The following is a 14,012-nucleotide window of genomic DNA, read 5'->3' as shown; positions in this document are numbered from 1 at the left end:
GTTGTAATTATATTCTAGTTAGTTTGTATAGCCTTTTTATTTGATTCTAATTTAAAATTGGAATTACAGAAGGCAGGGCAAATGATAGAAAACGATTTTCAGGGCTATCCCCCAAATTATCAGGCTTCTCATTTTTATCGAGATAAGGTTGGTGTTATTGTTTTATGCGGCGGCGAGGGAAAAAGATTATCCCCTCTAACATGTTGGCGTTGTAAACCTACCGTGTCTTTTGGTGGTAGGTACAAGTTAATTGATGTGCCTATTTCACATGCAATAGCCTCAGGATTTTCTAAGATTTTCGTGATAGGCCAGTATCTTACCTACACTTTACAACAGCACATTGTGAAGACATATTTCTATCACGGAGTACTCCAGGATCAGATCCATCTTCTAGCCCCAGAAGGGCGAGATGGAAGTCAAGTGTGGTACAAAGGAACCGCAGACGCCATTCGTCAGAACCTCTTATACTTGGAAGATACGGGAATAGAGTATTTTTTGGTTTTGTCTGGAGATCAGTTATACAATATGGATTTCCGCAAGATTGTAGATTACGCCCTGTCTATGCAATCTGATATGGTCATCGTTGCTCAACCGATTCAGGAAAAAGATGCCTCAAGAATGGGGGTTTTACAGATAGATGAAGAGGCAAATCTTTTAGATTTCTACGAAAAACCTCAAGAAGAAGAAATTTTAAATCGTTTCCGTCTATCCTCACAGGAGTGTCGTAAACATAAGCTTGATCCTCAATATGGAAACTTTTTGGGGAATATGGGAATTTACCTTTTCCGAAGAGAAAGCTTATTCAAACTCCTTCAAGAAGAACAAGGAGATGATTTCGGTAAGCATCTTATTCAAGTTCAAATGAAACGGGGATCAGTAAAGACCTTCCTTTATGATGGTTATTGGACAGATATTGGAACTATCGCATCTTATTATGAAGCAAATATTGCCCTAACACAAAGACCACATCCTCAAGTCCGTGGGCTGAATTGTTATGATGATGGAGGCATGATTTATAGTAAGAACCATCACCTTCCTGGAACTATAGTCACAGATTCTATGATTTCGAATTCTCTGCTTTGCGAGGGTGCTGTTATTGACTCTAGTAACGTCTTTCACAGCGTAGTGGGGATTCGTGGAGTGATAGGGAAAAACTCTATTATAGATCACTCTATTGTTATGGGAAATGACCGCTATGGAAATGCTCACCAGAATTCTTTGGGTATTGGCGATAATTGTGAGATTTATAAAACCATTATCGATGAAAACTGCAGAATTGGCAATGGAGTGAAACTCACAAATATTCAAGGATATAAAGATTACGATTCTCCAGACGGGAAGTTAGTTGTTCGAGATGGGATTATTATTATTCCCCGGGGAACTAAAATCCCTGATAATTATGTGTTCTGAGTGGCGATTTTTATAAGAAATAAAAATCTCCCAGATTATTTTTATCCGTCGAGATTTTAGACTCTATCCAGTAGAATATTCCCATAGAGATAAAGCGCGGATCACCCTTGTATGCAGATATACGGAATAGCGGATTTACACCTAGCTATCGGAGTCCCTGAAAAGACCATGGAAGTGTTTGGTGAGCCCTGGATTTCCTACCAGGAGAAAATCCGTGAAAGATGGCAACAGACAATAACACCCGCTGATATAGTTTTGCTCCCCGGAGATATTTCCTGGGCTATGCATATCCAAGAAGCTAAAGAAGACTTTGATTTTCTAGGGGATCTTCCCGGAACAAAGTATATGATTCGTGGGAATCATGACTACTGGAGTTCCGCATCAGCGACGAAAATATCTCACATTCTTCCCGAAAATCTACACTATCTAGCACAAGGCTTTGCTGTAATCCAGCCAAGGATAGCTGTTGTAGGTGTAAGACTTTGGGATAGTCCTACCATACGTGTCGCTCCCCAGTGTTTTCAAGCCCCACATCCAGAAAAGGAAAGAGATTATAGTGAGCAAGATGAGAAAATTTTCTCAAGAGAACTGGGCAAATTGCAGAGAGCTTTGGGTGCGGTACCTAAAGATATTGAACAGATTATTGTCATGACTCACTATCCACCTATCAGTAGTGATGGCTCCTCAGGACCCGTATCACAACTTTTAGAAGCGGATGGAAGAGTATCCCACTGCATATTTGGTCATATGCACAAAGTGAGCTCTTTTTTAGAGGGATTTGGGAAGATACGTAATATAGAATATAAGTTAGTTGCTGCTGATTATATAGATTTTATTCCTCAGGTTATAATGTGAAAATTCTTGCTGGAAAATACAAAGGGAAATCTTTAAAAACTTTTTCTAATTCTTCGATACGTCCTACCTGTGGCGTAGTGAAAGAAGCTGTGTTTAATATTTGCTCTGCCTATGTTGAAAACGCACTATTTTTAGATCTTTTTTCTGGAGTAGGATCTATAGGGTTTGAAGCTTTAAGCCGTGGAGCTTCTTCGGTAACCTTTGTAGATTCTTCAGCACAAGCTGTACGCTTGATTCGCGCAAACAGCCAACTCATTAATCCAGATTTACCAATTACAATTATGAAACATGAGGTAAGATCTGCTATTCAAAGGCTTGCCAAAAAAGACATGTCTTTTGATCTAATTTACCTGGATCCTCCTTATGACCTTGAAGATCGCTATCTTGCAGCCGTATTAAGAGATATTGTTGTTGGGAAGCTTTTGGATAAGCACGGTTTGTTATTTTTAGAAAATGCTTCTGCAGAACCCATCTTAGTTGATGGTTTAATACTGAAACGAAGAAGAAAGCTTGGCGGAACATTTTTATCAGAATATGTTCTTGAAGAGAGTCTGGACTAGAAAAATTTTTGCATAAAACGCTTAACATTAAACAGCTGGTGTGTTTTTTGTTTTGATAAACACTTTTTTCGCTTTTTGGCTGTTTCTTCCAGGAATTTTTACTTAAAGTTTATCCTGGAGAGCATGCTGGATAAAATTTCTTTTGTAGAATATGATGCGAAAAATAAGTCCGGAATCCGAGGCGTGAGTTAGCGTGAAAATCAAGAAATCTTCCAAGCTATATTTCCTAGCTCTTTTGTGTTCCCTTCCTTTGGTTTTTCTAGGATGTTCTAGAGAAAAGAAAGAACTACTAGTAGGACGGGATACTACTTGGTTCCCGAAGCAATTTGGTATTTATACTGCAAATATCAACGCTTTCCTGAATGATCTTGTATCTGAAATTAACTACCGTGAGAATCTCAATATCAATATCATAAATCAAGATTGGCTGCATCTTTTTGAAAATCTTGATGATCAAAAGACGGCCGGGGCTTTCACATCTATGTTGCCCTCAGCAGAGATATTAGATCGTTATCAATTTTCCAATCCTATATTACTTACAGGACCTGTTCTTGTTGTTGCTGAAGGATCTTCGTATAAGTCTATTCAGGACCTTCGTGGTAAACTCATCGGTGTTTACAAATTTGATTCTTCGGTACTTGTGGGTCAAGATATCCCTGATGCTGTTTTGAAACCCTATCAGCATGTCCCCATAGCCTTAGAAGCCCTGTCTTCCAATTGCTACGATGCTTTATTAGCTCCTGTTATAGAAGTTACAGCATTGATAGATACAGCATATAAAGGGCGCTTGAAAATCATTTCTCAACCTTTGAATCAAGATGGCTTAAGATTGGTAGTTCTTCGTGGCGAGAAGGATAACCTATTAGAGGGTTTTAATATGGGACTAGTAAAAAGCATTCGCTCCGGTAAGTATCAAGCTATCAAACAGCAATACCGTCTTCCTTAAGTTGTTACGGTTTTATTAAGCTTTCCTTCTCCGCACGTGGTGTACTTTGAATGATTGTAGCTAAAGATGCTGCCCATTCGGGGGACTGGTAAATCGCTGGTACGCGTAAAGCTCTATATTCCCTAGCTTTAAGTATCGGGATGTACTCCTTTTCTATTTCGTAAAGAGTTTCGATGTGATCTGAAGTAAATCCAAAAGGCACGATAAGAACGTATGTTTTATCTGTCTTTAACGTCTCGCATACGTCTTTTGTTGATGGCGTTAGCCATCTCCCCGGACCGAATTTAGACTGATAACACAGGTGAGTTTCTATATTAGGTAATCTTTCAGAAATTGTTTTGAAAGATTTTTCACAATGCTTGTTGTATGGGTCGCCTTTATTTATATATCTCATAGGAAGCCCGTGGGCAGAAAATAATAGACAGCAGTCGTGTATGGAGATATCGTGGGATTGTAAAAATTTCAGAATATGATCAATCATGCAGAAAATAAACTGAGGGTGATTTCCAAAATGGGATATCCAAGAGATATTTAGTAACGGAAGGTGAGCATGAATAAACCTCACAATACTTCCTGTCACAGAATAAGTAAAATGAGGAAAGAGGGGAACACCAATAACGGGACAATCTCCAAAGGCTTTCAATCTCTGAACTGTAAGCTGGTGCGTATCAGGTAAATAACGGTGAAAGGTAATTACGGGGGCATCTAAGTACAAGGATAGGGTGTCCGCAAGGTCTTCTGTATCTCGATATATAGGAGAAAATCCACCAATACAGTTGTACTGGGGGAGAACTTTAGCAACACGTTTTTTAGCAATGAATGAAAATAAACGTTTGTGAATGAAAGGTGGAAGAAACTTCCCAGTAACATCACGATCTGTAAGTAATGAAGTAAGAAAAACTTCAATGTCACTAGCATGACGAGGACCGCCAAAATTTGCTAATAAGTACACAGAAACCATGGTAACAAGCTTTATTATTTAATAATATTGGAGCTATTGCATTAAAACAATTAGTTGCATAATTTCCCATAAAGTTAAGATGAGTTTTTAAGATACATGAAGTTAAATAATGCTCTCCCGACTCTAGAAGCTTTATGTAAAAAAACACACCAAAAATTACGCCAATACCTTATCCGATACGGACTGCTGTTATTTGGATCTGTATTATTAATGGCTGTAGAATTGGGAGTCTTCCTATATTTCTTCTTGTTTTCAGGGAAAACTATCGTTCCAGCATTTTGCTTAGCGTGCTTTTTTCTGACCCTATTTGCTTGCCTCGTTGCACGTATGTATATACTGTCGGGGAAACCCGATTTTTTTGAAAATCTCGCAACCAGCTATTTAAGAGATGCTCAAGCTTTGTTTAAGGGAAAACAAAACGTTGTTGAAGAGCAAACGCATCTAGCATCTTCAGCTACAAAACTCGCTATAGATTTACAAAATCAAGAATACACTCTTTTGTCTAGTATGCTAAATTTTCTTCCTCAGCAAGATGTTATGAGGAATTTTAGTTGTTTTTGCTTCTGGAAAGATTACTTTCTGTTTAGAGAATGCCTACTGCAAAAATCTATAGATGCTTACATTAAAGTAGTACAATCCATTCCCGTAGACCTCGGAGCTCATGTATCTCTCGCGGATGCCTACGTAGCCCTCTCAGGCCTCTATGCTGATCCAAGAAAATATCCCGAATTTGATTCTAATTACTGGGTCCCCCCAGGAAGATACGGGGAAGAAGTTCGAGAAAAATTTTTCACAACAGCCCGACGCGCCATAGAGGAATTTAAAATTTTAAATGACTATGCTCCTGGTAATGCTTGGGTACACACACAATTAGCCTATAGTTATCATGATTTGCAAATGCCTTTAGAAGAGATTCAAGAATACGAGATGATTCTTAAGTTAAAGCCCGCAGATGTAGAGACAATGACTAAATTGGGCATTCTCTATTTTCAACAAGGGATGAATGCGAAAGGCTTACGCATATATGAGGAGTTAAAAAAAAGAGATTACAAGAGATCTAGAAAACTAATTAAATTCTATGGGATAGAATACAATGGTTATTAATTTTTCTTCTCATTCTTTATAATAGTTCTCTTGGTTTATAGAGCATCTTACGTATGAAAAGTGCTGATGTAGGTAGCGATACAGTAATGCGAAACGGGCTTTGCGACAGGATGAGTGTTTCATGGCGAGCACGCTTTTCTGTTCGTGCCCGTTATGAAATAGCAAGTATTGTGGCTATCTTTGGCCTAGTTTTAGCTTTATGTGGATCCGGAGCTGTCTATCTTGCTTTTACATCATGCGCTATTTCTGATTCGTTTATTCTAGGATGTGTTTCTTTAGGATTAATGCCTATTCCTGTGGCGATACTTTCTTTACTCCTGGGTATTCTGATTCTTCTTTACGGTATCTACCTATTGCCACAGCAGAAAGAAGAGTCAAAGTGACTCTTCTTATTCAGTGTAATGACTATTTGCCTGTGTATTTATTATTCAGAAAATAGTGTACGCACGATTAACCTAATGTAAAATAAAGAGAATAAAATGAAAAAAATTATGCTAGCGTTGTTATTGTTAACTTCTTGTTCTGCACAGCGTGTATTTGGTTGTGAAACGTCTTTTGATAAAGTTTATTGTTTAGAAGATAGTGAAGAAAAAGAAGGAGGCAGTACTGAGGGTTCTTGCACCGGAGGAGAATGCTGGGAAGATTAGATATCCTTTTCGAAATCGCTCCCACGTCTGTATAATAAAAGACTCTTGTAAGGGTCTTTTAGATACACGGTTTTTAAGAAGATCCTTTTTATGATTTCAAACATACTTTACGCCTATTTTTTCTCCTATCTGTATCGAGAATAGTTATGTTCTCAAGTCTATTAAAATTCCTGGATGATCTTTTTTGTCGTATAAGTAGAAAATCTTGCTAAGACTGCCTTAGATATGCAGATTGGTTAGTAATTCATGAGATTGAAATTGTTTATTCTAATGGTTAGAAATAACAGGATTTATCTTCATCTAGTATCATTCAAGTTTGGAGAAAATGGTTCCCACAGTATTATCGGCTGTATCTAAATTTGAAAATATCAAAAATCTAACAGTTTAATTTACAAGATAATCTAGGATTTATTTATTCCTGCTACAGAGAGAAATATATAGATTCACATCCAGATGTCATAGTTTTTTAATTGCGCATTATTCTTATTTCCTAATAAAATCCGCGAAAACCTTTATGCTGGAGTAAGTTTGCCCATGTTTCGAAGTCTTCTAAACATGGTGAGGATGTATTTTTTCTGGCATATACAACAAGGAGAATAAAAATGAAAAAATTAATCTTAACTCTTCTTTTGGCTTCTTCATGTTCTTTAGGAACAGCTGTTTTTGCCGATGATAGTGATGATGTAAAGGTGAGCGAAAGCAGCGAGACAGGAACTGAGTCCGGAAATGAGACTGGCGGATCAGAAGCCAATGGTTCCGAAAATCAGGAATAAGAGTTTCTTCTCTTGTGTTGAGGAAACAGGGGGGCCCCCCTGTTTCTCGTCGTAAAAATACTTTCTAATTGCTTTATAAAAAGTTCCTCTAGTTCTCTTTCAATTTAATATAGTTTGCAAATTACCAAGCTTTGATTCTCTTGATAATCATAAAATTCCCTGATATAGCCTTTGTAAGGATGTTATTGCGCATTTCCCAATCCTTGATAGGCTTTCTAGATGATTCTGAAGGGGAATTATTCTTGGGAATATATGAGAAATAACAAAGATTCCAATATTCTGTCTTTTTTATTTTAAAATAGGAATAAAGCTTCGTGGGGTATTACAGAGAAGGTTTCCACGGGGATTAAAATTATTGCATTAATAAAGACAATTATTTAAAACCTTTTCAAAAGGATTTTTCGTTTTATTTTAAGATCTGATTAAGAGGTGCTTTTAGGTGCTTTATTTGATTCACGGTTAATATATGAAAAGTTTAATTCAAAAGACCTAATTCAGATCGTATTTTAAATGTTTGGGAAGGCAAAACAGAGATAACCAGAGTTGGTAAAGCTTCTGTTCTGAACTTCAGGGCACTTCTTCTTAGTTCATGTGTCCTCATGGTATTAAAATTTTTTTATTAGGTTTTTCGGTTAAATAGAGTCCTAAGCAACGAAGTGGAGTTTGTCTAAAAAGGGGAAATCTTTCTATAAATAAACTTAGAGTGCTTTTTTGCGTTATTTTAACGGGTAAATAATTTTTTTGTCGTTTGATAGAACTCAGAGGGCTTGAATTTTTTAGCTGCTTTTGTCGAGGTTTGCTATAATAGTTGAGCACGAGAGTCTTGAAAAGCCTAAAGGCTGAAAGACATGTTTTTCAGGAACTGTCAGAGTTTAATAGTCTTTGGCAGAGGATCTGTTTTATATGAATAAACGGTGTGTAATAGACAAAATTTTAAAGTGTGTAGTTATTGCCTCTTTGGTTTTGTTATACTGGTCATCTGATTTACTTGAAAAAGACGTCAAGTTAATCAAAATGAAAGTTCGGGATGTACAAGAAGACATCCAGGAATTACTTAGTATTGTGAAGCAAAATAATGCAGCACGATCTTCTAATACAGTACATCCTTCGGCGTTATCCGTAGCTACTTGTGCTAATAATCTTTCAGAAGTGGGAGATCCCCGTTACCCCAATCTACTTTCTCCAGATCCTTATAGGGGAAAAACTTTAGCGAATCTTGTGGGAGATGGGTTTGTCCCCAAAGGTATTTTGCGTACGGCTCATGTGGGGAAACCCGATAATCTGAGTCCTTTTAACTGCTATGCCTATGTCGTACAATTATACGATCTGTGCGTTCCCGGACTGGCAAATGCTCATGTGGGAAAACATGAGGAATTTTCTCCAGCGCTAGCTTTGAAAATAGAAGAGCGCGGTGTTGCAGACGGCTCAGGTGATCGCGAGTTTCATATTTATTTACGCCCAAATGTATATTGGGAGCCTATTGATCCGACTCGTTTCCCCAAACATGTGCAGTTAGCTGATGATTTCATGCAACCCCATCCCGTGACAGCACATGATTTTAAATTCTACTACGATGCTGTAATGAATCCCTATATTGCAGAAATGCGCGCAGTAGCTTTGCGTTCGTATTTTGAAGATATTGTGTCTGTTACAGTAGAAAATGATTTAAAATTTGTGGTGCGATGGAAAGCTCATACTCTTGTAAATGAAGAAGGGAAAGAGGAGAAGAAGGTTCTGTACTCAGCTTTCTTTAACACTTTATGTCTAAATCCCTTGCCTCGCTTTGTATATCAATATTTTGCTAACGGAGAGAAAATCGTTAAAGATGATTCTGATCCCGATACCTATCGTAAAGATTCTGTATGGGCTCAGAACTTTGCCTCGCACTGGTCCATGAATTATCTTGTTAGCTGTGGTGCGTTTTGTTTCTCCGGGATGGATGATGAAAAGATTGTTTTTACGAGGAATCCAAACCATTATGATCCTTTGGAAGCGCTCGTGGAGAAGCGCTATGTCTACATTAAGGACAATACCGACTCTCTATTTCAAGATTTTAAAGCGGGAAAGTTGGATTTAGCCTACCTCCCACCGAATCATATAGATAATCTTGCAAGTTTTATGAGAACCCCGGCCTATAAAAATCAAGCTGCTAGAGGTGAAGCCATTCGTGAAATGGTTTACCCAGATCGTTCCTATGCTTATATTGGCTGGAATTGCTACTCTTTGTTTTTTGAGAGTCGTCAAGTGCGACGTGCTATGAATATGCTCATAGATCGAAACAGAATTATAGAAGAATGTCTAGACGGTCGTGCTCATGTAATCAGCGGACCGTTTTCGCCTTTTTCTCTTGCCTATAATCAAAAAGTAGAGGGGTGGCACCACTCCCCGGAAGAAGCTATACGTATATTGGAAGATGAAGGTTGGGTAGATGCTGACGGTGATGGCATTCGAGAAAAAGTCATAGATGGAGCCGTTATTCCTTTTCGTTTCCGCCTATGTTACTATGTAAAAAGCATCACAGGTCGGACTATTGCAGAATACGTAGCCACGGTCTGTAAGGAGATCGGTATAGAATGCAGTTTGTTGGGATTAGATACTGCCGACCTTTCTCAAGCTGTTGAAGAAAAAAATTTCGATGCTATGCTCTCTGGTTGGTGTCTAGGGGCGCCTCCAGAAGATCCCCGAGCTCTTTGGCATTCTGAAGGTGCTATGGAGAAGGGATCTGCGAATATTGTTGGTTTCCACAATCCCGAAGCCGATAAAATTATAGATCAACTTAGTTATGAATATGACGCAAGAAAACGGATGGATTTATACCACCGTTTCCACGAAATTATTCATGAAGAATCTCCCTACGCTTTCTTATACTCTCGTACTTTTTCTTTGCTCTATAAAGATTACGTGAAAAACGTCTTTGTTCCTAAACAGAGAACTGATTTGATCCCTGATGCTCAAGACGAAATGGTTAATCTTCACACGGTTTGGCTAGACAGGAAGGAGGAAGAGTGCTCAAGTATATCTTAAAACGTCTGATATTGATTCCTCTGACGCTTTTTGCAATCGTTTCGATTAATTTTATCATACTTAATGCAGCTCCAGGAGATGTTATAGAAGATCAATCCGTAGATGCTCATGGAGAGGCTGGGAGATCCGATAAAATTCGCGCGTACAAGGGGCCAGATCGTTACCTGCAGTTTCGGGAGCACTACGGATTGACTTTACCCATTTTCTTTAATACCCGGCCGAGCATATCTCACGCTAAAGTAAAAATGGGAATTCAGGAAATCGTAGATAGCTTTCAGAATAAAACCAAGACACTATCGTCATCTAAGCTAAAGATTTACTGGGGCGATAGGGCAAAATTTATTATGCCAGCACTATTGTTTGAAGCTAGTGATAATACGAAAAGTCCTTCCTATCGTCATGTTGCTGCGGATTTATTTATTCGCGGAGGTATCCGGCAGGGAATCGTAGGCTCGGGGTTATCTCCAGAGCAATACGCCTATAATGAAAAAGTTTCTAAAAACAACAGCTTTCTTGTAAAGCTGCTTGCCGAAGAAGATATAGGAATAAAAGTGAGTTCTTTAAAAGAATGGTTTCATAAAGAAGGAGGAATGGAAACTTTTTCCTATAAAAGCTTCTCTTGGAAAACACTGCTTTTAGAGACGCGTTTTTCCCGTTATATGTCTCGTGTTTTGCGTTTGGATTTCGGGACATTACGTAACGATCCTCATAAGACAGTGGTGTCTGAAGTTGTCAAACGGTTGCGTTCATCATTAACCCTCTCCGTCCTTCCTATGATCTTGGTATTTGTCTTATGCCAGGTATTTGGAATGATTATGGCGTTAAATAGGAATCAATGGTTGGATCATACATTGAATTTTATATTCCTATTTCTTTTTTCTGTTCCCGTTTTTGTCGCAGTTCCTTGGATTATTGATAAGTTTGTTATTAATAAAACCATACCCTTTACCTCTATACCCATGCCGTATAGCGGACTACAGTCTTCTCCAGAAATTTTTAATCAATTGAGTTCTTTCGGCAAGATTCTAGACACTTTAACCCATAGTTTTCTTCCTTTCTGTGCTGTAAGTTATGGAGCATTTGCTTCTCAGTCGAGATTAAGCAGATCCATATTCTTAGAAATCCTAGGTGAAGATTATATTTGTGCGGCACGCGCTCGAGGAGTGTCTCGTTCTGATATTCTTGTAAAGCATGTAGGAAAGAGCGCTGCTTCTTCTCTGATTACTCCTCTAGCTTCATCTTTAGGAGCGATATTAGGAGGTGCTTTAATAGTAGAAACTTTGTTTGATATTGATGGGTTTGGAAAATTTTTCTACCAGGCTATTTTAAATCGTGATCATAACGTAGTGTTATTTTCTGTGCTTGTTGGGTCTGCACTGTCTTTATTAGGCTATTTAATAGGGGATATTTGTTACGTGTTATTAGACCCTAGAGTACAGCTAGAAGGTAGGAGGATTTAGAAAATGCAATCCCAGACTTCTTTTCTCCAGAGATTTTTTCAAGCTTATAAAAAAAATTTCCTGGCTTCGTTATCTTGGAAATTTGTCATAGTCTTGTCTCTAATCGGGATTTATGCTCCTTTATTTGCTAGCAGTAAACCCATTTTAGTGCAGTGGGAAGGTTCTCTGTTTTTCCCCCTATTTAGATACTTGTGGTTCCCTGGTTTTTATACTAAGGCTATCGATCTCTTTTTTAATGTGTTGATGGTGACTCTGCCCTTTTTCTTTATAGGATGTAAGTTCTTTAAGAGAAATGCACGCAAAGTAATTCTGGGCATTTTAGCCATAGTACAAGTCTCCGGTTTTATTTTTGTCTATCGTGGTAATATCCAGGATCCTTCTGTAGATGAAAATCTGAAGAAATTACGTGCAGAGAAAATCCTTTCGCAAATAGCAAATAGCAAAGAAGAAACTCTAGTTTTGCTCCCTAAAGATCTACGTACTTGGGAATTAGAAAGGACTTATATGAGCAAGTACGAGCAGTTGGGGATTTTGATAAAGTCAAAATATCGCCAACTTCAGCACGAGAAATTACAGAAGTTTTGCGTAGCTTATGAGGGAGCCCGAGGCTCACAAATACCCACGCTACATCTCTCACAGATAAAAAATGAGCAGATTTGTTTAGAGCGACTACAGAAAAGATTAGATAAGTTGAGTACTTCTTACGAGTCTTCTTTACAAAATTGGCATAGAGCTGTTGATGAGTACCGTCCTTTTCTTATGTCTCTAACCCGAGTGGAACATGATTTAAATCTGGCCTTGTATAATAAAGATCATCATGAAGGCTTACTCTCAATGTATTCTTCGATAGAAGAAGAAGCCAAGCCTTTCCGCAAGCGTTTGATAAGTACGCGTCAGGTCCTTGAAGAATATAATAAAATTCATAGTGCGATTAATTTTATCCAAGATAAGCGCGCGTGGATTAATGAAGAATCTGAAAAACTGCGCATTCTTATCAGTCCGTTATTGAGTACTTTTCATTGGGAAGACGATGCCGGAGGTTCTCGAGAAATGAACAAGTATGTCCGTTGGTGGCAGCTTACCCGAATTAACCGTAAGGATCTTTTAGCCTCCTTGATTTTCGGTATTCGTGTTGCTTTGGTTCTTGGCGGGCTTGCCGTAGCTATCGCCTTGTTGATCGGTACCATTATTGGTTTGGTTTCTGGGTATTTTGGAGGAACCACGGACATAGTTCTTTCTAGATTCACCGAAATTTGGGAAACTATGCCAATGTTATTTATTTTGATGCTGGTTGTTTCTATAACGCAGAAAAAATCCTTAATCTTAGATACCGTATTACTGGGGTGTTTTGGTTGGACGGGATTTAGCAGATACGTCAGGATTGAAACTCTAAAACAACGCAATATGTCCTATGTGTTGGCTGCTACGAACATGTGCTACAGTAATTACCATATTATGGTGCATCAGATACTCCCTAATGCCATAGTGCCGATCATTTCTCTTTTGCCCTTTTCTGTGATGGCCATGATTAGTTGTGAAACGAGTCTAACATTTTTAGGCCTTGGTGAGGAAAATTCCGCTTCTTGGGGAAATCTTATGAAAGAAGGAGTGACTGCTTTCCCATCAGAGAGCGCGATTCTTTGGCCTCCAGCTATCATGCTTACCGCATTGCTTATTGCTATAGCATTGATAGGTGACGGTGTTCGGGATGCTTTGGATCCTAAGCTGCAGGACTAACTTAAAGATTCCTCAAAGTTCAGAAGAATATTTTGGATTTGTTTTCCAGCACAGTAATGACGTTCGCCGTTACTTCCTATTACCCTATGACAGGGGAAGAATAGAAGAAAGGGATTATTCTTACACGCGGATCCTACTGTACGTGGATGCGTATCGGTTTCTCTGGCGATATCTTTATATGTGCGCGTCTGCCCGAAAGGAATTTGCGCAACGCTATTCAGAATTGTTTCCTGCTGTCCAGACAACACGGATGTATTGATATAAGAGGATTGCGGAATGGCAATTTTCTGTGAATACTTAGCACATAGTAGGACAATTTCTTCCATAGCTTTATGTGAGCCGGGACCAAGAAATAAACAGGAAAATACAGGAGCTATAGAAAGCTGAGTTTTTATGACGGTATTGTTTTGGAAGTGAACTATGACTTGGAGAGGCGGGTACTTAGCTATCTGCAAGCCTTGAGAACAGGCTTGCGATAGGGAAAATTTAGAATCGTCGGAAACTAGGTAAAGATTCTCGGACATGAAAACAAACT

Annotated in this window: 13 protein-coding genes; 11 read left to right on the top strand and 2 right to left on the bottom strand. The window is 38.5% G+C overall.

All coding sequences use genetic code 11. From position 1 onward, the window contains the following. Nucleotides 1-81 precede the first annotated feature (81 nt). From glgC to CF_RS04355, 4 genes are all read left to right on the top strand, one after another. Entirely contained in the window at nucleotides 82-1,410 is a 1,329-nt protein-coding gene (gene glgC, locus CF_RS04370; RefSeq protein WP_011458420.1) for a glucose-1-phosphate adenylyltransferase, read from the top strand. 111 nt (nucleotides 1,411-1,521) lie between these two features. Beyond that, entirely contained in the window at nucleotides 1,522-2,265 is a 744-nt protein-coding gene (locus CF_RS04365; protein ID WP_011458419.1) for a metallophosphoesterase, read from the top strand. After that, entirely contained in the window at nucleotides 2,262-2,825 is a 564-nt protein-coding gene (rsmD, locus tag CF_RS04360) for a 16S rRNA (guanine(966)-N(2))-methyltransferase RsmD (RefSeq protein WP_011458418.1), read from the top strand. Before CF_RS04365 ends, rsmD begins: the two co-directional genes overlap by 4 nt. A gap of 193 nt (nucleotides 2,826-3,018) precedes the next feature. Next, a complete protein-coding gene (locus CF_RS04355; RefSeq protein ID WP_011458417.1) occupies nucleotides 3,019-3,771 on the top strand; it encodes a transporter substrate-binding domain-containing protein in 753 nt (250 codons plus the stop codon). 4 nt (nucleotides 3,772-3,775) lie between these two features. Here the strand turns inward: CF_RS04355 and hemH are convergent, their stop codons facing one another. Next, nucleotides 3,776-4,732 carry a ferrochelatase gene (gene hemH / locus CF_RS04350; RefSeq protein WP_011458416.1) on the bottom strand — a complete coding sequence of 319 codons (957 nt, stop codon included), beginning with the start codon at nucleotides 4,730-4,732 and terminating at the stop codon, nucleotides 3,776-3,778. Between the two features lie 96 nt (nucleotides 4,733-4,828). On the opposite strand from hemH, the gene CF_RS04345 reads away from it, so the two are divergent. The 7 genes from CF_RS04345 (at nucleotide 4,829) to CF_RS04325 (ending at nucleotide 13,477) form a co-directional block, all read left to right on the top strand. Beyond that, nucleotides 4,829-5,836, top strand: coding sequence for a tetratricopeptide repeat protein (locus tag CF_RS04345; protein ID WP_011458415.1), 1,008 nt, complete (start codon nucleotides 4,829-4,831; stop codon nucleotides 5,834-5,836). A gap of 53 nt (nucleotides 5,837-5,889) precedes the next feature. Beyond that, nucleotides 5,890-6,219: a hypothetical protein gene (locus CF_RS04340; protein ID WP_011458414.1), complete on the top strand. Its 330-nt coding sequence runs from the start codon at nucleotides 5,890-5,892 to the stop codon at nucleotides 6,217-6,219. A gap of 96 nt (nucleotides 6,220-6,315) precedes the next feature. Continuing rightward, nucleotides 6,316-6,483: a hypothetical protein gene (locus tag CF_RS05280; RefSeq protein ID WP_173023629.1), complete on the top strand. Its 168-nt coding sequence runs from the start codon at nucleotides 6,316-6,318 to the stop codon at nucleotides 6,481-6,483. 602 nt (nucleotides 6,484-7,085) lie between these two features. Next, nucleotides 7,086-7,256, top strand: a complete 171-nt coding sequence (locus tag CF_RS05275; protein WP_173023628.1) for a hypothetical protein — start codon at nucleotides 7,086-7,088, stop codon at nucleotides 7,254-7,256. A 903-nt stretch (nucleotides 7,257-8,159) separates the two neighbouring features. Further along, complete coding sequence (locus tag CF_RS04335; RefSeq protein WP_011458412.1) at nucleotides 8,160-10,280, top strand: ABC transporter substrate-binding protein; 2,121 nt, start codon at nucleotides 8,160-8,162, stop codon at nucleotides 10,278-10,280. Next, on the top strand, nucleotides 10,262-11,740 hold the full coding sequence (locus CF_RS04330; RefSeq protein ID WP_011458411.1) for an ABC transporter permease: 1,479 nt from the start codon (nucleotides 10,262-10,264) through the stop codon (nucleotides 11,738-11,740). The genes CF_RS04335 and CF_RS04330 overlap by 19 nt, the downstream gene beginning before the upstream one ends. Before the next feature lie 3 nt (nucleotides 11,741-11,743). Beyond that, complete coding sequence (locus CF_RS04325) at nucleotides 11,744-13,477, top strand: ABC transporter permease (protein WP_011458410.1); 1,734 nt, start codon at nucleotides 11,744-11,746, stop codon at nucleotides 13,475-13,477. Here the strand turns inward: CF_RS04325 and CF_RS04320 are convergent. Beyond that, nucleotides 13,474-14,001 (bottom strand): MGMT family protein, encoded by a 528-nt coding sequence (locus CF_RS04320; protein WP_011458409.1) that lies wholly within the window; start codon nucleotides 13,999-14,001, stop codon nucleotides 13,474-13,476. The two genes, CF_RS04325 and CF_RS04320, sit on opposite strands and share 4 nt — an antisense overlap. Between the last annotated feature and the right edge of the window lie 11 nt (nucleotides 14,002-14,012).

The organism is Chlamydia felis Fe/C-56, assembly GCF_000009945.1.
GTDB classification, from domain to species: domain Bacteria; phylum Chlamydiota; class Chlamydiia; order Chlamydiales; family Chlamydiaceae; genus Chlamydia; species Chlamydia felis.
The sequence above is the reverse complement of the archived record's forward strand: the minus strand, read 5'-3'. Positions and strand labels throughout refer to the sequence as shown.

Bases quoted from the DNA above. Each gene is read 5' to 3' on its own strand.
- glgC (WP_011458420.1), top strand. From the start codon at position 82: ATGATAGAAAACGATTTTCAGGGCTATCCCCCAAATTATCAGGCTTCT.
- CF_RS04365 (WP_011458419.1), top strand. From the start codon at position 1,522: ATGCAGATATACGGAATAGCGGATTTACACCTAGCTATCGGAGTCCCT.
- hemH (WP_011458416.1), bottom strand. From the start codon at position 4,732: ATGGTTTCTGTGTACTTATTAGCAAATTTTGGCGGTCCTCGTCATGCT.
- CF_RS04345 (WP_011458415.1), top strand. From the start codon at position 4,829: ATGAAGTTAAATAATGCTCTCCCGACTCTAGAAGCTTTATGTAAAAAA.
- CF_RS04340 (WP_011458414.1), top strand. From the start codon at position 5,890: ATGAAAAGTGCTGATGTAGGTAGCGATACAGTAATGCGAAACGGGCTT.
- CF_RS05280 (WP_173023629.1), top strand. From the start codon at position 6,316: ATGAAAAAAATTATGCTAGCGTTGTTATTGTTAACTTCTTGTTCTGCA.
- CF_RS05275 (WP_173023628.1), top strand. From the start codon at position 7,086: ATGAAAAAATTAATCTTAACTCTTCTTTTGGCTTCTTCATGTTCTTTA.
- CF_RS04335 (WP_011458412.1), top strand. From the start codon at position 8,160: ATGAATAAACGGTGTGTAATAGACAAAATTTTAAAGTGTGTAGTTATT.
- CF_RS04325 (WP_011458410.1), top strand. From the start codon at position 11,744: ATGCAATCCCAGACTTCTTTTCTCCAGAGATTTTTTCAAGCTTATAAA.
- CF_RS04320 (WP_011458409.1), bottom strand. From the start codon at position 14,001: ATGTCCGAGAATCTTTACCTAGTTTCCGACGATTCTAAATTTTCCCTA.